This window comes from Maribacter aquimarinus (assembly GCF_047345505.1).
Lineage (GTDB): Bacteria > Bacteroidota > Bacteroidia > Flavobacteriales > Flavobacteriaceae > Maribacter.
The window spans coordinates 14,614-35,355 of sequence record NZ_JBLFEO010000010.1; the positions used below are offsets into that span (position 1 = coordinate 14,614).

The 20,742-nt window shown below is 51.1% G+C and carries 20 protein-coding genes; 10 read left to right on the forward strand and 10 right to left on the reverse strand.

Features of this window, described 5'->3' with window-relative positions; all coding sequences use genetic code 11:
* Positions 1–31: 31 nt before the first annotated feature.
* Both ACKWCC_RS08875 and ACKWCC_RS08880 read right to left on the reverse strand, forming a co-directional pair.
* Positions 32–1,033 carry a metal-dependent hydrolase gene (locus ACKWCC_RS08875; RefSeq protein WP_413995569.1) on the reverse strand — a complete coding sequence of 334 codons (1,002 nt, stop codon included), beginning with the start codon at positions 1,031–1,033 and terminating at the stop codon, positions 32–34.
* A gap of 263 nt (positions 1,034–1,296) precedes the next feature.
* Complete coding sequence (locus tag ACKWCC_RS08880) at positions 1,297–2,013, reverse strand: peptidylprolyl isomerase (protein WP_413995570.1); 717 nt, start codon at positions 2,011–2,013, stop codon at positions 1,297–1,299.
* Here ACKWCC_RS08880 and ACKWCC_RS08885 point away from each other — a divergent pair.
* Positions 2,012–2,653, forward strand: coding sequence for an NUDIX hydrolase (locus ACKWCC_RS08885; protein WP_413995571.1), 642 nt, complete (start codon positions 2,012–2,014; stop codon positions 2,651–2,653). The genes ACKWCC_RS08880 and ACKWCC_RS08885 overlap by 2 nt on opposite strands.
* A 24-nt stretch (positions 2,654–2,677) precedes the next feature.
* The gene (locus tag ACKWCC_RS08890) at positions 2,678–3,517 is read left to right on the forward strand and encodes a lysophospholipid acyltransferase family protein (RefSeq protein WP_413995572.1); all 840 of its coding nucleotides are present in this window, start codon (positions 2,678–2,680) and stop codon (positions 3,515–3,517) included.
* Between the two features lie 121 nt (positions 3,518–3,638).
* Here ACKWCC_RS08890 and ACKWCC_RS08895 read toward each other — a convergent pair whose 3' ends face one another.
* From ACKWCC_RS08895 to ACKWCC_RS08905, 3 genes are all read right to left on the reverse strand, one after another.
* A complete protein-coding gene (locus ACKWCC_RS08895; protein ID WP_413995573.1) occupies positions 3,639–4,295 on the reverse strand; it encodes a hypothetical protein in 657 nt (218 codons plus the stop codon).
* A 4-nt stretch (positions 4,296–4,299) separates the two neighbouring features.
* Positions 4,300–4,794, reverse strand: a complete 495-nt coding sequence (locus ACKWCC_RS08900; protein ID WP_413995574.1) for an RNA polymerase sigma factor — start codon at positions 4,792–4,794, stop codon at positions 4,300–4,302.
* Between the two features lie 86 nt (positions 4,795–4,880).
* Complete coding sequence (locus ACKWCC_RS08905) at positions 4,881–5,789, reverse strand: site-specific tyrosine recombinase (RefSeq protein WP_413995575.1); 909 nt, start codon at positions 5,787–5,789, stop codon at positions 4,881–4,883.
* Between the two features lie 681 nt (positions 5,790–6,470).
* Between ACKWCC_RS08905 and ACKWCC_RS08910 the strand changes: the two genes are divergently transcribed.
* The 4 genes from ACKWCC_RS08910 (at position 6,471) to ACKWCC_RS08925 (ending at position 9,596) form a co-directional block, all read left to right on the forward strand.
* A complete protein-coding gene (locus ACKWCC_RS08910; RefSeq protein ID WP_413995576.1) occupies positions 6,471–6,989 on the forward strand; it encodes a hypothetical protein in 519 nt (172 codons plus the stop codon).
* A gap of 326 nt (positions 6,990–7,315) precedes the next feature.
* Entirely contained in the window at positions 7,316–7,909 is a 594-nt protein-coding gene (locus tag ACKWCC_RS08915) for an outer membrane beta-barrel protein (protein WP_413995577.1), read from the forward strand.
* Positions 7,910–7,948: 39 nt separating this feature from the next.
* Positions 7,949–8,377 (forward strand): type II 3-dehydroquinate dehydratase, encoded by a 429-nt coding sequence (aroQ, locus tag ACKWCC_RS08920; protein ID WP_413995578.1) that lies wholly within the window; start codon positions 7,949–7,951, stop codon positions 8,375–8,377.
* Positions 8,378–8,471: 94 nt separating this feature from the next.
* On the forward strand, positions 8,472–9,596 hold the full coding sequence (locus tag ACKWCC_RS08925) for a PQQ-dependent sugar dehydrogenase (RefSeq protein ID WP_413995696.1): 1,125 nt from the start codon (positions 8,472–8,474) through the stop codon (positions 9,594–9,596).
* 263 nt (positions 9,597–9,859) lie between these two features.
* Here the strand turns inward: ACKWCC_RS08925 and ACKWCC_RS08930 are convergent, their stop codons facing one another.
* The 4 genes from ACKWCC_RS08930 to ACKWCC_RS08945 all read right to left on the reverse strand — a co-directional run bounded on the left by ACKWCC_RS08930 (position 9,860) and on the right by ACKWCC_RS08945 (position 13,154).
* On the reverse strand, positions 9,860–10,144 hold the full coding sequence (locus tag ACKWCC_RS08930) for a DUF3817 domain-containing protein (RefSeq protein ID WP_413995579.1): 285 nt from the start codon (positions 10,142–10,144) through the stop codon (positions 9,860–9,862).
* 17 nt (positions 10,145–10,161) lie between these two features.
* Complete coding sequence (gene lpdA, locus ACKWCC_RS08935) at positions 10,162–11,553, reverse strand: dihydrolipoyl dehydrogenase (RefSeq protein ID WP_413995580.1); 1,392 nt, start codon at positions 11,551–11,553, stop codon at positions 10,162–10,164.
* A 314-nt stretch (positions 11,554–11,867) separates the two neighbouring features.
* Positions 11,868–12,368: a peptide-methionine (R)-S-oxide reductase MsrB gene (gene msrB, locus ACKWCC_RS08940; protein ID WP_413995581.1), complete on the reverse strand. Its 501-nt coding sequence runs from the start codon at positions 12,366–12,368 to the stop codon at positions 11,868–11,870.
* Positions 12,369–12,587: 219 nt separating this feature from the next.
* Positions 12,588–13,154, reverse strand: coding sequence for a collagen-like protein (locus tag ACKWCC_RS08945; RefSeq protein ID WP_413995582.1), 567 nt, complete (start codon positions 13,152–13,154; stop codon positions 12,588–12,590).
* A gap of 171 nt (positions 13,155–13,325) precedes the next feature.
* Between ACKWCC_RS08945 and glgB the strand changes: the two genes are divergently transcribed.
* From glgB to ACKWCC_RS08965, 4 genes are all read left to right on the forward strand, one after another.
* Positions 13,326–15,221, forward strand: coding sequence for a 1,4-alpha-glucan branching protein GlgB (gene glgB / locus ACKWCC_RS08950; protein ID WP_413995583.1), 1,896 nt, complete (start codon positions 13,326–13,328; stop codon positions 15,219–15,221).
* Positions 15,222–15,321: 100 nt separating this feature from the next.
* The gene (locus ACKWCC_RS08955; RefSeq protein ID WP_413995584.1) at positions 15,322–17,721 is read left to right on the forward strand and encodes a glycoside hydrolase family 31 protein; all 2,400 of its coding nucleotides are present in this window, start codon (positions 15,322–15,324) and stop codon (positions 17,719–17,721) included.
* Between the two features lie 36 nt (positions 17,722–17,757).
* Positions 17,758–18,573, forward strand: coding sequence for a M48 family metallopeptidase (locus ACKWCC_RS08960; protein ID WP_413995585.1), 816 nt, complete (start codon positions 17,758–17,760; stop codon positions 18,571–18,573).
* 54 nt (positions 18,574–18,627) lie between these two features.
* Complete coding sequence (locus tag ACKWCC_RS08965) at positions 18,628–19,977, forward strand: MFS transporter (protein WP_413995586.1); 1,350 nt, start codon at positions 18,628–18,630, stop codon at positions 19,975–19,977.
* A 30-nt stretch (positions 19,978–20,007) separates the two neighbouring features.
* Here ACKWCC_RS08965 and ACKWCC_RS08970 read toward each other — a convergent pair whose 3' ends face one another.
* Positions 20,008–20,733: a head GIN domain-containing protein gene (locus ACKWCC_RS08970; RefSeq protein WP_413995587.1), complete on the reverse strand. Its 726-nt coding sequence runs from the start codon at positions 20,731–20,733 to the stop codon at positions 20,008–20,010.
* Positions 20,734–20,742 lie beyond the last annotated feature (9 nt).

Here is a 20,742-nt window from a genome sequence, read left to right on the forward strand (position 1 = left end):
ACTGCGCATCCCAAAGGGCCAACTCCTGGGTTCAATTGCCCCAAATACGATCCCAAAGGGCGGCCAGCAGTCTTTTGGCATCGCCCCTAAACTTGGGTACCTCGGTTACGAGCACCCCGTTCGCGGTGGGCTGCAGCTCATAGGAAAAGGCAAATTGTTCTTCGCCGGCATCTAGGCTCAACATGCCAAATCTAAGGTCGTTGAAAAAGAGTCGCCCCTCTTTTTGGGTAATGGCGTACCAGCCCTCTGAAATGGCGATCAAGCGCTTTACCTTGTCATGGGCCGCGAGTGGTCCCAATAGCTCGTGGTTTTTTGGCACAGGGGCAAAGGTAATGGGCTGGGTATCAAAGAAAGAGTAATCGCCAATGAGATAGGCCTCGGGGGTATCTACATTGGCCATCCAGAGGATACTGTTCAAGGGGGCCGGACGGGTATCCATGGCTTGGTGCAAAATGCCCTGCTCCTGCAGCGCTGCCGTAAACTTTTGGTGGGCAAAGCCTTTGAACACCAGGGTGAGCACCAGGTAGAAACTACTTAGCAATAGTCCGGTCCTAAGGTATTTGGCGCGCAACGGTGCATCGCGTTTTTGGCGCATGGCCAAAAGCAGGCATACCAGAAAGGGCAGGGTGTACAAGGGGTCTATGACAAAAATGTTCTGAAAGGCCAGACGCAGGTCCAGCGGCCAGAAGAGCTGGGTTCCCCAGGTGGTAAAGGCATCCAGCAGGGGGTGGGTAAACATGCACCAAAAGAAAAGTAGGGACCATCCCTGCCAGGTGGCCTGCTGTTTTCGGTACAAGCGCCAGACCAACCAGCCAAAGAGCGGGGCAAAGCACAGGGCAAAAAAGATGGAATGGCTAATGCCCCGGTGCCACTCCGTTGCCGTGACCACGTCCACAAAATATCGGGAAACGATGTCCAGATCGGGAATGGTGCCCGCCACCGCACCCCATAGCATGGCCCTGTTGCCTACTTTCTTGCCCAGTACGGCTTCACCCACGGCCGCACCGAGAACTATTTGGGTGAGGGAATCCATTGTATCTGCAAGTTTTTTTTTGGAACGGCAAAGATACAACGAAAAAGGTCTTGGCCACCGTTGGGGGCGGCATGATTCCGGTAAGGGCGTAGAACACCTTGAGCGTGCCAGGGCAGTGGCTTTTGCCGTGCAGGCCCAAAGATAACGGGGCCAAGGGAGGTTTTAGCGCCCCGGATTTGGGCAAGGCCAAGACAGGGCGGGCAAGAGTTTGCCCTTATCGCTTTCGTCTGGGTGCGGTACCACCCCGTGGGGCCGCGGAAGGCCTACTCCAACACCTCTGCTTTTTCTATGTAAATGTTCTGGGAGGGCCAATCTCCCTTGCCCACGGGCTGGGCGTTGATCTTGTCCACCACATTCATTCCCTGCACCACCCTCCCAAAGGGGGTGTAGTCCCCATCCAAGTGGTAGGAGCCGGGATCTTTGACCACAATGAAGAATTCATAGGGAGAGGCCAGCATGTGCGGGTTGTTCATTTCACTGCTGGGCATGGAAACGGTTCCCCTATGGTGCCTGTGTCCCTTTCTGGTGTCCGGTGGCAAGAGGTAGCGGCCAATGGCCGTCCTTTTCTTGGCGGTCTTGCGATCGTCCGAGTTGCCCCCCTGGATAATGAAATCCTTGACCACGCGGTGAAACTGTGTAAAATCAAAATAGCCCTGGCGTGCCAGATAAATGAAATTGGCCTTGTGGTAGGGCACATTGTCATAGAGCTCAATAACAAAACTACCGTGGTTGGTGGTCATTTTCACTTTGTTCGCCTCCAGGGTCTTATTGTACTCAAAAAAGAAATCTATGGCGTTGTCCTCGGTGAGCCTAAAGGTGTCCTTTTGCTCTTCGGCAGGGGGTTGTTGGCCTTGCTTCAAGCTATCTTTGGGCGTTCTATTGGTTTCCTGTGTGTTTTTTTTCGGTTTGGGAGTATCTTTACAGGCCAGGCCCGTAAGGACAAGGGCGAGCAGGGGAATAATAATTTTAGGGAAGCGCATGGATTTTGAGCTTTTTGAACAACGGATACCAAAAATAAAAAATCTCCCCCTACCGGGGCAGGCTTCGCACCATAAAATGGCACCAAAGGCGCGTTTAAAGGAAATGGCCCGCTTGGAGCGCATCAAAACAAATCCAAAAAAAGCTGGGGTCATGGCCCTCTTTTACCCCAATGGGCAAGGGCAGACCCACCTGCTCTGCATTTTGCGCAAAACCTACCCCGGCATACATTCCAATCAAGTGGGGCTCCCCGGCGGCAAGCAGGAGCCCGCCGATCGGGACTTGGCCCACACGGCACTGAGGGAGACCCACGAAGAAGTGGGCGTGCCCCAAGAGGCCGTGGAGCTGGTGCGTTCCCTTTCCGAAATCTATATTCCGCCCAGCAATTACCAGGTTCATCCTTTTTTGGGCCTGTACCGAAGGCCAGGTCCCTTTGTGCGTCAGGAAAGCGAGGTAGCGCGCATACTCCAAGTGCCCCTTTCGGACTTTTTGTCGGATGCCAACGTGGTAAAAAGGAAGCTGAGCACCTCCTACGCCCATGAGATGGAGGTGCCTGCCTTTAAATTGAACGGTTACATTGTATGGGGCGCCACGGCGATGATGCTGAACGAGATAAAAGTGATGCTGAAACAGGTCATATAGCACTTGTTTTGTTATTTTAGCCCCATGGGAATATTTTCTAAAAACCCTTTCGGACACAATTTGTTGATCAAAAAGTGGTTGATACGCATTTTGGCCGTACTGACGCACCAGCGCTACAAGCGTTTCAATAAACTTGAAATTGACGGATCTGAGGTCATCCGCGCCCTACCGGACAGGAATGTGCTTTTTGTGAGCAACCACCAAACCTATTTTGCCGATGTGGTGGCCATGTTCCACGTGTTCAACGCCAGCTTGAGCGGCAGGCAGGACTCCATTAAAAACCTGGGATACATTTGGCAACCCAAGTTGAACATGTACTACGTGGCGGCGGCGGAGACGATGAAAAAAAGTCTTTTGACCAAAATTTTGGCCTATGCTGGCTCAATTAGTGTGGAACGTACCTGGAGGGCCGAGGGCAAGAACGTGAACCGACAGGTGAAAATGAGCGATATTACCAATATTGGCACCGCCTTGGACGATGGTTGGGTCATTACCTTTCCCCAGGGCACCACCACGCCATGGAAGCCCTTGCGAAAGGGAACGGCGCACATCATCAAAAAATACAGGCCCATTGTGGTGCCCGTGGTCATTGACGGCTTTAGGCGTTCTTTTGACAAAAAGGGACTGCAGATCAAGAAAAAGGGAATTTTGCAATCCATGGTGATCAAGCAGCCCTTGGAGATCGACTACGAAAATGAGACCACGGAGTCCATCATTGAAAAGTTGGAGTACGCCATTGAGCAGCATCCCTCTTTTTTAAAGGTCATTCCCAAAAAGGATCTGGCGGCCTACGAAAAGGAAAATGAAAAGAGAAGGTACCGAAACCGAAAACGGGCCATGCAAGATGATGATGTGGAATCTTAATTTGCCCGCCACATAGGGCTTGGATCATAAAAATTCCCACCACCCCATAAAAAACGATGGTGTTCTTGGGCAGCTGTCCCGGGCTTGGGGCCCTTAATTTACTTAGGCAACAGCATTCTTTTCAAAGTTCCATACTCCTCAGTTCGGCGTAATTTTTCTTGAGCTTTCGCAGCAGCAGGCCGTACAGCAAAAAGTAGATCGTGCCCACCACGGCCAGTAGGATCAGACCAAAAGCACCAATGGAGACCATAAGGGTAACCTTTATCTTTTGTGGATCCAACTTTTGCAGGGATGCCGCCATATTGGGCATCGCCGCAGAAAAGTCGTCCGTAATGTAAAAACCAAAAAGGATCACCAAAATGCTCACCACAATGGTGCTCAAGGAAAAAACGATGTAGTGCTTCACCGTTCTGCGGGTGTTGATGATGTTGCGCATCAGTTTTTTGGAATTGTCCAGTACGGAAATCTCCTTGAACCTCCGGTAGAACTGCACAATGAAATAGAGCGCGACCACGTAATATACGATAGAGATCACCAACAGCGGGGTGCCTATGCCCATATTGTCGTACATTTTTAGGCCTTCGCCATTGCGCACGGAGGGTAGGAGGTACAACAAATGCGGAAGTGAGAACTCCAAAATGCTAATGACCCAGATCCATTTGACAATGGATGAGGATCGTTTCCAGATCAGATTGCGCAGTTCCGTGTACGACAACTTGGGGAGTTGTGCATCTTTTTTCTGCCAATCGCGTTTCAGTAATTCCAGTTCGTCCGTCATGGCTTTAGGGATTCAGGATCGTTCTTAATTTTGTCTTGATGCGGTTCATCTTTACTCTGGCATTGACCTCGGTGATACCCAGTATTTCCGAGATTTCTGCATAATTCTTGTTTTCCAGGTACATGAACACCAGGGCCTTGTCTATGTCTCCCAATTCGCGGATCGCTTTGTACATGAGCCTTAGTTGTTCTTCTTGCGTCCCATCATATTCATCTGCCTTAATTTTAAAAATGACCGAGTCATAGTTCTGGGCATCTATTCTTTTCTTGGATTTCCGGTACAGGGTAATGGCCGTGTTCAGGGCCACCCGGTACATCCATGTACTGAATTTGGCATCTCCCCGAAACTTGGGATAGGCCTTCCAGAGCTGTATGGTAATCTCTTGGAACAGATCGTCATGGGCATCTTTGGTATGGGTGTACAGGGTACAGACCTTGTGGACAATGTTCTGATTGTCTTCCAGCTCCGTCACAAATTGATGTTCCAGATCTTTGTTCACGTTGGGTCGGTGGTTCTTGGGACATTGGTCGTCATTGTCCCGATTATGTTACAGCGCAATTTCAGTTTTTGTTTCCGGGCCATGGTTCATGGGGTGGCCGCGTTTCTGGGGTGGTAGGTTTGCAGGGCCCGGGCCAGATGGGTACGGTCCATGTGCAGGTACACTTCCGTGGTGGTAATGCTCTTGTGCCCCAGCATTTGCTGTATGGCGCGCAGATCGGCCCCGTTCTCCAGGAGGTGGGTGGCAAAGGAGTGCCTAAAGGTGTGGGGGCCAATGTTCTTGCCAAGATCAATGCGCCTGGCCAGGTCCTTGATGATGGTGAACACCATGGCCCGGCTCAGTTTACGGCCCCTACGGTTCAGAAAGAGAATGTCTTCGTGTCCTTTTTGGATGGTCTGGTGCACCCTCACCTGATTTCTGTAAAGGTCAATGTACTTCTTGTTGATGTGGCTTATGGGTACAAATCGCTGTTTGTTGCCCTTGCCCGTGACCTTGATGAAATCTTCCTCAAAATAAAGGTCGGACAGGCTAAGGCCAATGAGTTCGGAAACGCGCAGACCGCAGCCGTAGAGGGTTTCCAGCATGGCCCTGTTGCGTTCTCCCTCGGGTCTGCCCAGGTCTATGGCCGCAATGAGTTGGTTTATTTCCTCCACCGATAGGGTATCGGGCAATTTTCTTCCCACTTTGGGACTTTCGATCAGGTCCATGGGGTGGTCGGTGCGGTACTCCTCGAACAAGAGATAGTTAAAAAACCCTTTTAACCCGGACATAAGTCGCGCCTGGGTGCGGGGGTTTACCTCCTTGGCGGTCTCATAGATAAAAAATTGTAGGGATTCCCTGTCAATGGAAAGGGGCGTTTGCTTTATTTGTCTCTTGTGCAGGAAACGAATAAGTTTCTCAATGTCCAGCAAATAGCTCTTTACCGTGTTTGCCGAGAGTCCACGTTCCAATTTTAGGTAGTGTCCGTAATCTTCTTTTGCCTGTTGCCATTTCATGGTCCTCAAAGATACACTTAAACCAAAACAAGGCACAAGCCCTAAGGAAACCGATACCAAGACACCGTCCGGGAAATCTTCAAATAGCCGGGCCTATGCGTGAAGCCACGATATCCGGGGAAAATTACCTTCGTCAAGTTGCAACATAAGGCGGGGGCGGCTTCGGTTGGTCAGGTTTTTAGGAGGGTGGCGGCCCAATTTAACCTTGGTTTTGATGATGGTCCCACCGCCTTAACGTTTTTGTACAGTTACCATAAGGAGTGTGAAAGCGCTTCTGGCCCAAGATGTTTCGCCGGGGCGGGTCCCAGCATATTTTTGGTGACCGATGGCGATGCGGGGTTTGGCCTGCGGCCCCACGTGGGATTGGATTTTAAAAATTCCAGACGTTCCCTTGGCGTTTAGCGTGGCATGGCGACCCCTACTGGGATTGTCTGAGGGTTTTGAGGGTGATCGGTTTGAGGCCGGTGCCTTTTCCCTTGGATTCAGGTATGCCTTTGACTAAGCTAAAGACCACCTTATATGAGAAAAGCGAAAGAGTGATCTTTCGCTTTTTTTGTGCAACAAAATGTTTTCAGTGGCGTTAGCTGTTCATGCAGAAGTTATGTTGTAACATATATCCTCTTGGTACAAAAGGCCCAATGGGCCCAACAGTGCGTTATATGGGTATCATAAAATAGCCTTATGAAATTTGTTGTCTTTTCTCTTTTTCTTCTCGGATGCTTTGCATCATCCCAGGCCCAATACGTGGATCGCACTACTTTTAGGGCGGGCCTAAACGGTGGTATCGTGGCCGGAGACCTTTCGGAGGCCTATAGCTTTGTCCTTGGACTGGACGTTTACCAGCACTGGGGCGTTACCAAAGTCTTGGACCTGGGTCTTGCCACGGGCTTTTCCAATGCCTTTGGTGAGAAACAAGAGCTATCTGCCGGGGGGGTGTTGCTGGAAACCCAGTTCGATAATTTTCAATTCGTCCCATTGGCCGCTTCGTTCCGGGTGTATCCCGGAAGTGCGGTAAAGTTTGGTGGTGATGTGGGGTATGCCTTGGGCATCAATGAGGACAATGGGGGCGGACTTTACTACCGCCCATCCCTGGGATTGGATATCAGCGGGGGCAGCACAGAGCTCAATATCTCCTATGTGGGGGTCAATGCCGATGTGTCTTATTCCAGTTTTCTATTTGGTGTCCTCTTCTTGTTTTAACACCCGGGTCGCCCCAAGGTCCCCGGCATTGCTACACGGTATGCTTTGATTTGGAAAGGCCCATTGAGAGGTTTTTAATGCCCTTTTCAATGCGCAGCGGCGGTGCCTGTTCGGACTTTCCCTTGCCTTTTTGGGCGGCCTACCTAAAAAAATAAGGGTGTGCTGGGGTATGTTGGCACGTCCTTGCCGCCGTTTGCCCGAAACAGGGGGCATATGGGGTCAACGGCGATGGTGGTTAAGCCATGGTAAAGGAAATTTTGAAGGGTATTCCCAATGCCCCACAAGTTTCTTATATTTGATGCTTGTTAACACTAACCTGTACCCTTATGAAAAATGGAATTCTTTACCTGCTTTTTGGGCTCTGTGTCTCCACCGCAATGGGCCAGTCGCTTCCCAAGTTTGGCCTGTCGGGCGGTCTTCTGAACACCAATGCGGACATCAATGTTTCGGCTCTGGGCTTTAACTTGGCCAATATAGATGCCGTGAACAAAACCGGTTTCTATGTGGGGGTGGCCGCGGACATTGCCGCCACCGATGCCCTGCACATTCAGCCAGAGCTTCTTTACGGCAGTGCCGGAGATTTGGGCTTTGTTTATTTGCCCGTGATGTTAAAATATTTCTTGGGCGATAATTTCTTTTTGCAGGCCGGGCCACAGCTAAATTTCTCCACCAATCTGAACGACATAAAACGTGCCATACGCGATATTCAGGGCGTGGTTGGCGGCAATGGGGATGTGGACGACGTGCTGCGCTCCACCGCCGTGGACCTGGCCGTGGGCCTCGGATACAAGGTTACCTCCAACATTTCCCTACAGGGCCGGTATGCCTTTGCCCTTAGCGATCGCTACAACGGTCCGTTGGGGGGATCGCTCAATGTAAGGAACGCCACCTTGCAACTGGGGGTGCTCTATTTCTTTTAGAACAAAAGTTACCTTTTAACCCAATAGCGCCTCTACCTTATGAAAATCATCATCATCAACGGCCCAAACCTGAACCTGTTGGGCAAACGGGAGCCAGAGGTGTATGGTCATGAGACCTTTGAGGAGTATTTGGAACAGCTCCGGTCCAAGTTCAAGAATGTGGAGCTGCATTACTTCCAATCCAACATTGAAGGGGAAATCATTTCCAAGATTCAGGAAACGGGTTTTGATCATGATGGGATTGTGCTCAATGCCGGGGCCTATACCCACACCTCCGTGGGCATTGGAGATGCCGTAAAGGCTGTTGCCAACCCAGTGGTAGAGGTGCATATTTCCAATACGCACCAGCGGGAGTCCTTTAGGCACGTTTCTTACATAGCCCCATCTGCCAAAGGGGTTATTTTGGGATTTGGGTTGCTGGGCTATGACTTGGCCATCACCAGTTTTATCAATTCCCGATCAGCGTAAGGGAACCGCCATGGAAATCCAAGTTGTATCCAAAGTGCGTACATAGATAAATGTGCTCCCGATGATGGATTCCAAACTTTTCGTTTTGTTTTTAGTGTTATTGATTATTTCCTGTGCGTCTGAAGACAGGAATGAAACGGAACTCCCCGATCCGGATGTGGAGCAGGAGCTGCTGCTTGTGAATGCCTTTCCCAACGCTGCTTTGGACCAACCTTTGGATTTGCAGGTAGCCAATGGGGACAGTGGTTTTGTTTATGTGGTGGAGAAAAAAGGACGTATTGTAAAATTGCCTGCCAATGGGGAAGGGACGGGCACCGATTTCCTCACCCTTGGCGGCATATCCACCAGCAGCGAACAGGGTTTGTTGGGCCTGGCATTTCATCCCAATTACAGCAGCAATGGCCATTTCTTTGTGTTCTACACACCCAACAGGACCATGGCCCGGGTATCCAAGTTCACCGTGAGCGGGACACCGGCGGTGGCAGATGTGGCGAGCGAAGAGGTCATCTTGGAAATACCGCAGCCTTTTACCAACCACAATGGCGGGCAGATTGCCTTTGGTCCTGACGGTTACCTCTACATTGCCACGGGCGATGGTGGGGACAGTGGCGACCCACAGAACAATGCCCAGAACAGGGGCAACCTGTTGGGCAACATTCTCAGATTGGATGTGGACAATAAAGCCAATGGGGCAAATTACGCCATACCAGAGGACAATCCCTTTTTGGATGAGGCCAACGTGAGGCCAGAGATCTATGCCTACGGCTTTCGCAATCCCTGGCGCATGAGTTTTGATGCCCGGACCGGTACCCTCTGGACGGCCGATGTGGGCCAGGGAGAAAGGGAAGAGATCAATGTGGTGGCCAAGGGGGGCAATTATGGTTGGAAGATTTTGGAGGGCACTTCTTGCTTTTCCGGGGATTGTGAAGTGGGCGGACTAACCCCTCCGGTGTTTGAATATGGCCATGACAGTGGCGATCGTTCCATTACCGGGGGCTTCGTGTACCGCGGCACGGCGTTGCCTTCCCTTATGGGAAACTATGTCTATGGCGATTTTGTGAGTGGCCGCGTCTGGGCCTTTGACCCTGAAACCAAGGACAATGAGCTCTTGTTGGAATCCCGTTTAAGCCTGGCTTCCTTTGGCACGGATGCCGAAAATGAACTCTACCTCTGTGATTTGGGCGGGAACGTTTTTAAAATGGTGGCCAGTCCAGATTAAGATAAGGTACAGGCTGCGCACAAAAAAATGCTGGTGGAACGCCCTTCCACCGGCATTTTAGTTTATGCTTTTACTTTAATAGGATGCCTTTTTCCTCTGGCAAAGCCCTCCGTTGGGCATCTGTCACTCCGAGTTTTGCTCCGGCTCTTAAGCCCTGCGTTCAGCTTAAGCCGCTATGGCGCAACCACCGTTTTACCTGGCCAGGGCGCTGCGTGGCGCTCTTTTGTGCCGCATTCCTTCGCTAAAAGTGACCCAGTTGTGCGTTAGGCCGCCACTTTCTTCAGATACTTGTCCTCCACATAAAAAGTGGCAAAGGGGAGCAGGGAGGCCACACCAAATATGGCAAAACGCTTAAGCCCCCATTTTTTTTGGACACAGACAATGAGCGCCAGTGCAATGAAGGCAATGAACAGGGCACCGTGAATGTACCCCACAATAATGTTTGGGCCTGGGATTTCCGCCCAATATTTAAGCGGCATGGTGACCCCAAAAAGGGCCAGATAGGAAATACCCTCCAAAATGGCGGTGACTCTAAAGATGGGCAGCATATCAGTTCCCTTTATGGTTATAAATGAATTACCTCGTCATAGGCATCGGCCACGGCTTCCATCACGGCTTCGCTCATAGTGGGGTGCGGATGCACCGCCTTGAGCACTTCGTGCCCGGTGGTCTCCAATTTACGGGCCAACACCGCTTCCGCAATCATGTCCGTTACCCCGGCGCCGATCATATGGCAACCCAGCCATTCGCCGTATTTGGCGTCAAAAATGACCTTTACAAAACCGGTGGGCGTGCCAGATGCCTGGGCCTTGCCGCTGGCCGAAAAGGGAAACTTGCCCACCTTGATGTCCAAGCCCTTTTCCCTGGCCTGTTTTTCGGTGAGCCCCACCGACGCAATTTCAGGTAGGCAATAGGTACAACCGGGAATGTTACCGTAATCCAATGCCTCCACGTGCATCCCGGCTATTTTTTCCACGCAAAGGATGCCTTCCGCAGAGGCCACGTGCGCCAGTGCCGGGCCAGGGGTTACATCGCCAATGGCATAGTAGCCCGGAATGTTGGTCTGGTAGTAGTCGTTCACCACGATCTTGTCACGATCCACGGCAATGCCCACCTCTTCCAGGCCTATGTTCTCAATGTTGGTCTTGATGCCCACGGCAGAAAGCACGATATCTGCCTCCAGGATTTCGGCCCCCTTTTCCTTTTTCACGTTCACCTTGACCCCTTCTCCGGAAGTGTCCACGTGGGTCACTTCGGCCGAGGTCATTATTTTGATGCCTTCTTTTTTGAAACTGCGCTCCAATTGCTTGGAAATTTCCTCGTCTTCCACGGGCACAATGTTGGGCAGGTATTCCACCACGGTCACGTCGGTGCCCATGGCATTGTAGAAGTAGGCAAACTCTATGCCAATGGCACCACTGCCCACAACCACCATTTTCTTGGGCTGTTTTTCCAAGGTCATGGCCTTTCTGTACCCTATGATTTTTTTTCCGTCCTGGGGCAGGCTGGGCAGTTCCCTGCTCCTGGCCCCGGTGGCAATGATGATGTGGTCTGCACCGTATTCCGTGGTGCTGCCATCTGCGGCCTTTACGGAAACCTTTTTTCCGGGTTTTAGGGTACCAAAACCATTGATCACCTCGATCTTGTTCTTTTTCATCAAAAACTGTACGCCCTTGCTCATCCCATCGGCCACATTGCGGCTGCGCTTTACCACGGCATCAAAATCCTTGTCCACGCCCTCTGCCTTAAGGCCATAATCGCCCGCGTGCTGTAAATATTCAAAAACCTGTGCGGATTTCAGCAGGGCCTTTGTGGGAATGCAGCCCCAGTTGAGGCATACGCCCCCGAGGCTTTCCTTTTCAATGATTGCGGTTTTAAGCCCCAATTGGGATGCCCTGATGGCCGTTACATATCCGCCGGGACCACTGCCCAAAACAATTACGTCAAAATTGCTCATGTTGTTACGTTTTTGAAATTTGTATCTGAGATGCCCTAAGGCCGTGCAAAAATACAAAACCCCCGCTTATGGACAATGCAGGGGCGCAAATATCGGGCGGTATCTGGCAGGCCTGGAAAATGCCCTTTGGAGGTACGCCCTCTTTTCCAAGATAGGCGCCTTGGCCGCACCGTATTGGCCCGCCAAACGGGGGCACATTGCCTTGGCGTTGGCCAGGTGGGGCCTATGGGGTTGACCCAGCGGAAGCTTTGCGGAAAAAAAAGGGCACATTGGATGATGTTACGTCCATGGGCGGGGGCATCATTTTGCTTCCATCATTTCGTATCCGGAACAAATTTCAGGGCCACTCCGTTGATGCAGTGGCGTTTTCCGGTGGGGGCGGGGCCATCATCAAAAACATGGCCCAGGTGACCTCCGCAATTGGCGCAGTGTTCTTCCGTTCTCTTGTAGCCAATTTTATAGTCCACGTCATAGGCAACATTGCCCTCAATTTCTTCGTAAAAACTGGGCCATCCGGTACCGGAGTCGAACTTGGTACTGCTCTTGAACAGCGGATGCCCGCAGCCCGCGCATACGTAAGTGCCCTTTTCCTTGTTCTCCAGCAACGGGCTGGTAAAGGGGTTCTCCGTGGCCGCTTTGCGAAGTACATAGAATGCTTCGGGGCTCAGCTCTTTTTTCCATTCCGCTTCGCTCTTGCTCACGGGAAAGGTTTTTTTGGTGTCGGTGCTTGTCGCGGACGCCACGTCTTTTTGCTGTGCCTCTCCCTTGCAGCTTACCATAAAGAGCAGTATTAGGATTCCTACATGTATTTTCATCTGTTGCTATGTATTTGTCTTTTTAAGGTCAGACCTGCCCGTTCGGTTTCAGGCGGGTATCATTCGCCAACCAACATTTGGGTTGGTATCCAGCATTGATATGGCTCATTTCATAACACTTTTTTTTTCAAAGTTACGCCAACTTCCCTTGCCAGTTTGTTAATGATTTTACAAGAAAAGGCCGGGGATGGCATCCATCCCCGGCCTTTATGGTGCTGCTTATTTGGGCAGGGTTACCTTCCTCACATCGTCCTCGGTGATGCCAAACCGCCCCATGACACGATGGATGTCACTGGTATCCAGTTTTCCGGTAACACCTAAATTGGCGGGAATCACCACCACGCGGAACACTTGGGCTTCAACCAAGGCGGCTGGGGTCAGGGCCACATCGAACTCAGGCTCCAGGAAAATGCTGAAATCGCCTTGGGTAAAGTCAAAGTTGTAGTACAGCAGGCCTTCCACCGAAAAAAACGGCTGCGGCAATTGTCGCCAAACATCCAGGCCGTCCACTACATCTTCCAACCGATACATCAATATCACATCGTCTGGTAGTAGGGAAACATCTTCCGGGTACAGTTCCGGGCCAAATTCATATCTGTTCTCCACATCGTTTATGAGCATGTCCACCTCATATTCAAAAGCCACGGCCTCAAATGCGGCCCCGTCCAGACCCGGCGGACCTTGGGCACCGGGCCTACCATCAAGACCGGGAGGGCCCGGGGGGCCTTCACAGGAGATTAGGAAAAGGGAAATGCATGCGCCTAGGAATAAGGAGATTTTTTTCATGGTGACTGGTTTTAACGATCTAATTGGGATTTCTTATTTTAGGATGTTTCAAAAAGCGTTCCATTTTTTGAAATGCTTTGCAATTATACGATGATCTAACGCAATAAAGTTGGGCATCTTGCCCAGCCCTTGCCCAAAGTTGTTTAGTTTTGTACCCATAAAAAAAAGACGATGGCCCAGGTAGCAGTGCATTCCCTTTTCACCGATTTTGACATTGACCTCTTCAAGGCCGGCAAGCACTACAGATTGTACGATAAATTGGGTTCCCATCCCATGACCCTCAATGGCCAAAAGGGCACGTATTTTGCGGTCTGGGCCCCCACGGCAAGATCGGTCTCCGTCATTGGCGATTTTAACCACTGGAATGCCCATGAACATGAGTTGAACGTGCGTTGGGACTCCAGTGGCATCTGGGAGGGCTTTATACCCAACCTGGGCCACGGAGACAAATACAAGTACAAGATCCAGAGCAACAACAACGGCATTTGGACAGAAAAAGCAGATCCCTTTGGCAGGCGCTGTGAGCACCCGCCCAAAACGGCGTCCGTTATTTGGGAAGCAAGTTACGACTGGAAAGACCAAGCTTGGATGGGCTACAGAAAGGACAAAAATGGACTGGACAAGCCCTACTCTGTCTATGAAGTGCATTTGGGTTCCTGGAAAAGGGACAAGGACAATAATTTTTTGGGCTACGCCCATCTGGCGCAGGATTTGGTGGCCTATGTGAAGGAGATGGGCTATACCCACGTGGAGTTCATGCCCATCATGGAGTACCCCTACGACCCTTCTTGGGGGTACCAGCTTACCGGATATTTTGCCCCGACCTCCCGTTTTGGCACTCCCGAAGAGTTCAAGATGCTGGTGGATGCCTTTCACCAAAACGATATTGGGGTCATTCTGGACTGGGTGCCCAGCCACTTCCCCGAAGATGCCCACGGCCTTGGTTTTTTTGATGGCTCCCACCTGTACGAGCATCCCGATCGCCGAAAAGGCTACCATCCGGACTGGAAGAGCCTTATCTTTAACTACGGTCGCAACGAGGTGCGTGCCTTCTTGATCAGCAATGCCCTTTTCTGGTTGGACCAGTACCATGTGGACGGCCTTCGGGTAGATGCCGTGGCCTCCATGCTCTACTTGGACTATTCCAGGGAAGACGGGGAATGGGAACCCAACATGTACGGCAACAATGAGAACCTGGAGGCAATGAGCTTCATCAGGGAGCTAAACCAAGAAGTTTACGCCAGTTTTGAGGGCGTACAGACCATTGCCGAGGAATCTACCGCCTTTAACGGCGTTTCCAAGCCCGTGCACTTTGGCGGCCTGGGATTTGGGATGAAATGGATGATGGGCTGGATGCACGACACCTTGGAGTACTTCAAGAAAGAGCCCGTTTACCGCAAGCACCACCAGAACGATCTTACCTTTGGGATGACCTATGCCTTTACGGAGAATTTCATGCTGCCCTTTTCCCATGACGAGGTGGTCTATGGGAAACAGTCTTTGGTGTACCGGATGCCGGGCGATGAATGGCAACGTTTTGCCAATTTGAGACTGCTCTTTGGCTATATGTTTACCCATCCCGGCACCAATTTGATGTTCATGGGCGGCGAATTTGGGCAGACGGCCGAATGGAACTTTCAGCAGTCCCTGGACTGGCATTTGTTGCAGTACGATGTGCACAAGGGCACCCAAAGCTTTGTAAAGGCCCTGAACGCCCTTTACAAGGGGTCGCCGGCACTATACGAAAAGCAGTTTAGCCCCGAGGGCTTCCAATGGATAGATTACGGGGACCACGAGAATTCGGTGCTCACCTATGTAAGAAAGGGCCACGAGGCCAAAGATGATCTGATCGTTGCCTGTAATTTTACCCCGGTGCCCAGGGAGGGCTACCGAGTGGGCAATCCGAAGAAAGGAAAATTGAAGGAGTTGCTAAACAGTGACGCCTCGGAATTTGGGGGCAGTGGTATGCTCAACAAGAACATAAAGATGAGCAAAAAGGCCTGGCACGGGCAGGACACTTCCGTGGAATTGGACATTCCCCCTCTGGGAATTGTCATTTTGAAATAATTTTCCCCACAAAAAACGTTATAGTTGGTACTTGCTCGGATTATATTTCCCAATCTGATGGATAAACGTTTTTTTTGTCTGGTCTTAAAAGAGAAATAGGATGATCACCAATACGGAATTGGAATACAAAGGGAACCTCTATCCCAATCAAATAGTGGAATTTAAGCAGGACTCGGATAAATTCTACTTCACTACGGAGAACGGTGTGATCTTACAGGTGACCATTCTTCGCGGAAGCGTCATTCGCTTTAGGTATGCCACCGGACTCACCTTTGAGCCAGATTTTTCATACGCCATAAACCCCAAGGCCACCAAGGGCTACAGCACGCTTGAGGTAGAGGAAACGGACACGGAGTACGTTATCCGTACGGCTCGCATAGATATCTTGGTAGATAAAAAGACCTTGCGGGTACAGATTTCGGACAAGGAAGGTAAGATCATCAATGAAGATGAGCTGGGCTTCCATTGGGAAGAAAATTACGAGTACGGGGGCAATACCGTAAAAATGAGCAAGATCACCCAAGTGGGAGAGAGCTTCTACGGAATGGGGGACAAGGCCACGCACAGCAACCTCAAGGGAAAGCGCGTGCACAATTGGGTCACGGACCAGTATGCCTATGGCAAGGACCAGGAACCTCTGTACAAGGCCATTCCCTTTTATATAGGGCTCACCAAGGGAACGGCATACGGCCTGTTCTTTGACAACAGTTTCAAGACCCATTTCGATTTTGCCCATGAGCGCCGCAACATTACCAGTTTTTGGGCAGATGGGGGCGAGATGAACTATTACTTCATCTATGGCCCCGATATGGCCAAGGTGGTAAACTCCTACTCCGATCTTACCGGCGTGCCCGAGCTCCCTCCCATGTGGGCCCTGGGCTACCACCAGAGCAAATGGAGCTATTACCCGGAGAGCAACGTCAAGGAAATTGCCCAACAGTTCCGGGAAAAGAAGATCCCCTGTGATGCCATCTATCTGGATATTGACTACATGGACGGTTTTCGTTGCTTTACCTGGGACAAGAACCATTTTCCCGATCCCAAGCGCATGATCAAGGAGCTGGAGCAGGACGGGTTCAAGACCGTGGTCATGATCGATCCGGGCATTAAGATAGACAAGGACTACTGGGTGTACCAAGAGGCCAAGGAGAACGATTATTTCTGCAAACGTGGCGATGGCCCCTTGATGCAGGGCAAAGTGTGGCCCGGGGAATGCCATTTTCCGGATTTTACCAATCCGGAGGTGCGCGCTTGGTGGGCCGAGCTGTACAAGGAATTCATGTCCGATATGGGCGTGCACGCGGTATGGAACGATATGAACGAGCCCGCCGTGATGGAGGTGCCCTCCAAAACGGCGCCTTTGGACACCCGGCACAATTATGATGGCCATCCCTGCACCCACCGTAAGGCCCATAACATTTATGGGATGCAGATGGTGCGTGCCACTTATGAAGGGGTTAAAAAATACGTCTATCCCAAAAGACCCTTTGTGATCACCAGGGCCGCTTACGCCGGAACCCAGCGCTACAGCAGTACCTGGACGGGAGACAATGTGGCCACCTGGGAGCATCTATGGATCGCCAATGTGCAGATGCAGCGCATGTGCATGAGCGGCTATTCCTTTGTGGGATCGGACATCGGGGGCTTTGCAGAGCAGCCCAATGGCGAGCTTTTTGCCCGTTGGGTGCAATTGGGCGTGTTCCATCCTTTTTGCCGGGTGCACTCCAGTGGCGACCACGGCGACCAGGAGCCCTGGTCCTTTGGGGAGGAGGTCACGGACATTGTAAGAAAGTTCATAGAATTGAGATATAGGCTCATGCCCTACCTCTACACCATGTTTTATGACTATTCGCACAACCGTAGGCCCATGCTGCAACCCTTGGTCTATTTTGATCAAGAAGATCCCCAGACCCATTTTAGGACGGACGAGTTCATCTTTGGCGAGAAAATCTTGGTTTGTCCCATCCAGGAACCCAGCGCCATGGGCAGGAGAATGTACATCCCCAGGGGAAAATGGTACAATTATTGGAACAACGAACTGGTGGAGGGCGGCGTGGAAAAATGGGTGGAGGCCGCCTTGGACGAGATGCCACTGTACGTAAAGGAGGGTGCCATAATCCCCAAGTACCCCGTACAGCAGTACATTGGCGAGAAAAAATTGGAAGAATTGATATTGGATGCCTATTACAAGGAAGGAGAGGAATCTTCCCGTGTCTATGAAGATGCCCAAGACGGTTATGACTATATGAAGGGGCGCTACTCATTGCGCAATTTTAAATTAAAGGGAAAAACCAATTCGTTAACGATCCAACAGTACAAGGATGGTAGTTTCATAACGGAGTACGATCGGTTTAAACTACAGTTGCACGGTTTGCCCTTTGAGATAGACAAAGTGATGTTGGACAATGAAAGCGTGGCCCTTGATGAGGTGAAACCCAATGGCAGCAATACCCTAATGATAGACAAAAACTTTACCTTGCTGCACATTACGGGCAAATGATTTTTTTGTATTTTGGCATAGCTAAACACTGTTAAAATGAGAAGAATATTTTTAATCTTAGTCCTGTTTTTAGGCGTTTCCGCCTGTAAGGTAAATCCGTTCACCGGTCAAAAAACCTTGAACTTTTACAAGAATGCCCAATTGTTTCCCACAGCTTTTGCGCAGTACGATCAGTTTCTCAATGAGAACAAAGTGATCACCGGAACCCCGGAGGCCAACACCTTGAGAAGGGTGGGCCAGCGCATTTCCTCGGCAGCCGAGCGTTGGTTGGCGGCCAACGGCTATGCCGGATACCTCAAGGATTACAAATGGGAATACAACCTGGTGGAAGACAATACCGTGAACGCCTGGTGCATGCCCGGCGGTAAAATTGTTTTCTACACGGGCATACTGCCCATTACCCAGACCGAGACGGGCATTGCCGTGGTCATGGGGCATGAGGTGGCCCACGCCCTTGCCGATCACGGGGCGCAGCGAATGAGTGCCGGTACCCTACAGCAATTGGGCGCTGTTGGGGTTGCCCTGGCCACAAGTGGAAAGAGTGCCGAGACCCAGAACGCCTTTATGCAGGCCTATGGCATTGGAACCCAGATGGGCGGCATGCTCCCCTTTAGCCGAAGCCACGAGACCGAGGCCGATCGCATTGGGCTGCAGATCATGGCCATTGCGGGGTACAACCCCGATGAGGCCGCCGAGCTCTGGAAAAGAATGAAGGCCAACAGTGGGGGAGAGGCACCACCTGAATTTATGAGCACCCACCCCAGCAATGATACGCGCATAAACAATCTTACCGCTTGGGCACCCTTGGCCAAGGAAGAGGCCGCAAAATTTGGGGTCACCACATTTAGATAGGACATCACTTTTATCGTATATTGAAAGCCGTTCCAAAAAAGAACGGCTTTTTTTATGTCCAAGATCAAGACCGTGCCCCAAAAAGGAAGTAAAAAATTATTGAACGCCTGGGCCTTTTATGACTGGGCCAACTCCGTGTACACGCTTACCATTGCCTCCTCCATTTTCCCCATTTTTTATGCCGCCCTCTTTGTGGATGATGGGCAGCTGGTTAGCGCTTTTGGGTTTGAGATGAAACAAACCGTGCTCATCTCCGTGGTCACGGCCTTTACCTTTTTGGTGGTGGCCATAAGTTCTCCCATTCTATCTGGCATAGCGGATTATACGGGAGACAAAATGCGCTTTATGAAATTTTTCTGTTATATGGGCAGTTTGGGGTGCTTTGGGCTGTATTGGTTCAGTCTGGAGCATATACATCTGAGCCTTCTTTTTTATTTTATGGGACTTTTGGGCTATTGGGGAAGTTTGGTGTTCTACAACTCCTACCTGCCCGATATTGCCTTTGAGCACCAGCAGGATGCCATCAGTGCCAAGGGTTTTTCCCTGGGTTATTTTGGCAGTGTGCTGCTTTTGTTGCTCAATTTGGCCATGGTCATGCAGCCCGCTTGGTTTGGTTTTGATGTGGGCACCACGGAAGAAAGTCTAAATGCCGCCAAATTTGAGGCCATGAAAATATCCTTTGTTACCGTGGGGCTCTGGTGGGCGCTCTTTAGCCAATACACCTTTGCCGTGCTGCCCAAGGGCATCTCCAATGGACAGAAGATCACCAGAAATGTCCTTTTGAACGGTTTCAGGGAGCTGCGGGGCGTATGGTTTCAATTAAAGGAAAATGAGCGGCTAAAGCGTTATCTGGACGCCTTTTTTGTGTTTAGCATGGCCGTGCAGACCATTATGCTCATGGCCGTGTATTTCGGGGAAAAGGAAATTGCCTGGGCCAATGACGGCGAAAAGACCTCGGGGCTGATCATAAGCATTCTGGTGATTCAGCTGGTGGCCATTTTGGGGGCCGTCCTTACCGCCAGGGCCTCCGAGAAATATGGCAATATCAACACGTTGATCGTGGTGAACATCATTTGGATGGGCCTGTGCTTCTATGCCTACTTTATGGAGACCCCGTTTGAGTTCTATGTTGCAGCGGCCCTTGTGGGCTTGGTCATGGGCGGCATCCAGGCGCTGGGGAGGAGCACCTATTCCAAGTTCCTGCCGCCAACCGAAGATACCACCTCCTTCTTCAGCTTTTATGATGTGGCCGAAAAAATTGGGATTGTCATTGGCATGCTCATTTTTGCGGTGGTGGACCAAGTGAGCTCCATGCGCAACGCCATTCTCTTCCTGTTCATTTTTTTCCTCTTCGGGGTGTTGTTGCTCTTTAGGGTAAAAAGGTTGAAGCCTCCAGAAAACTGATGCGGGGGCAATACGGCCGTTCATGCCCCATCAATACTTTGTGATATCCCCGGAGCCCGATGTCTTGGCATCCACTTTGGTTGGGCTGCCTTTGTAGGCTATGTCGCCCGAACCGGAAACCCGTGCACTCAGGGATTCCTTGGCGGTCACCTCAATATCTGCCGAGCCGGAAACAGTGGCTTCCACATGGTCCGCGGCCAGATCGAAGGCCTCAATGTCCCCGCTGCCCGATACGGTGGCCTCAAAACGGGTGGTGCGGCCACTGAGCTCCATATCCCCGGAGCCAGATAGGATGGCTTTCAGGGTGTTCACATCAACATCAAGAGTGATGTCCCCGGAGCCGGACATTTTGGTGTTCAAGGTGTTTCCGCCAAGGGTTGTACTGCCCACGATATCCCCGGACCCGGACAGCGCAATGTCCTCTATGTCGCGAACGGGCACCGTGACCTCTATGCCGTCTTTCCAATTGGAGGGCTTAAGCCGCACCCCATTCTTTGTTTTAATGGTCAATGTGTTGTTGCGTACCTCGGTGACCAAGTGTTCCAAGAGATTGGATTCCCCCCTGAGAATGAGCGCTCCCTCCTGGCCATCCACCAATTTTACGGTGAACCATCCGCTCAGGGCAAGGGCGTCATAGTCTTTGGTGCTACGTTCCACCGTGGTCCAGTCCCCGTTGCCCTTTACGGTCTTGCCCCATTGGGCACAGCCCACCATGGTGGTGGCCAAAAACAAACTTAACATGCTTCTTTTCATCATTGTATTTCG

Bases quoted from the DNA above. Each gene is read 5' to 3' on its own strand.
- ACKWCC_RS08970 (WP_413995587.1), bottom strand. From the start codon at position 20,733: ATGATGAAAAGAAGCATGTTAAGTTTGTTTTTGGCCACCACCATGGTG.
- ACKWCC_RS08930 (WP_413995579.1), bottom strand. From the start codon at position 10,144: ATGCTGCCCATCTTTAGAGTCACCGCCATTTTGGAGGGTATTTCCTAT.
- ACKWCC_RS08895 (WP_413995573.1), bottom strand. From the start codon at position 4,295: ATGACGGACGAACTGGAATTACTGAAACGCGATTGGCAGAAAAAAGAT.
- msrB (WP_413995581.1), bottom strand. From the start codon at position 12,368: ATGAAAATACATGTAGGAATCCTAATACTGCTCTTTATGGTAAGCTGC.
- ACKWCC_RS08905 (WP_413995575.1), bottom strand. From the start codon at position 5,789: ATGAAATGGCAACAGGCAAAAGAAGATTACGGACACTACCTAAAATTG.
- ACKWCC_RS08915 (WP_413995577.1), top strand. From the start codon at position 7,316: ATGAAAAATGGAATTCTTTACCTGCTTTTTGGGCTCTGTGTCTCCACC.
- ACKWCC_RS08955 (WP_413995584.1), top strand. From the start codon at position 15,322: ATGATCACCAATACGGAATTGGAATACAAAGGGAACCTCTATCCCAAT.
- ACKWCC_RS08875 (WP_413995569.1), bottom strand. From the start codon at position 1,033: ATGGATTCCCTCACCCAAATAGTTCTCGGTGCGGCCGTGGGTGAAGCC.
- ACKWCC_RS08880 (WP_413995570.1), bottom strand. From the start codon at position 2,013: ATGCGCTTCCCTAAAATTATTATTCCCCTGCTCGCCCTTGTCCTTACG.
- ACKWCC_RS08885 (WP_413995571.1), top strand. From the start codon at position 2,012: ATGGATTTTGAGCTTTTTGAACAACGGATACCAAAAATAAAAAATCTC.
- glgB (WP_413995583.1), top strand. From the start codon at position 13,326: ATGGCCCAGGTAGCAGTGCATTCCCTTTTCACCGATTTTGACATTGAC.
- aroQ (WP_413995578.1), top strand. From the start codon at position 7,949: ATGAAAATCATCATCATCAACGGCCCAAACCTGAACCTGTTGGGCAAA.
- ACKWCC_RS08890 (WP_413995572.1), top strand. From the start codon at position 2,678: ATGGGAATATTTTCTAAAAACCCTTTCGGACACAATTTGTTGATCAAA.
- ACKWCC_RS08960 (WP_413995585.1), top strand. From the start codon at position 17,758: ATGAGAAGAATATTTTTAATCTTAGTCCTGTTTTTAGGCGTTTCCGCC.
- ACKWCC_RS08965 (WP_413995586.1), top strand. From the start codon at position 18,628: ATGTCCAAGATCAAGACCGTGCCCCAAAAAGGAAGTAAAAAATTATTG.
- ACKWCC_RS08910 (WP_413995576.1), top strand. From the start codon at position 6,471: ATGAAATTTGTTGTCTTTTCTCTTTTTCTTCTCGGATGCTTTGCATCA.
- lpdA (WP_413995580.1), bottom strand. From the start codon at position 11,553: ATGAGCAATTTTGACGTAATTGTTTTGGGCAGTGGTCCCGGCGGATAT.
- ACKWCC_RS08945 (WP_413995582.1), bottom strand. From the start codon at position 13,154: ATGAAAAAAATCTCCTTATTCCTAGGCGCATGCATTTCCCTTTTCCTA.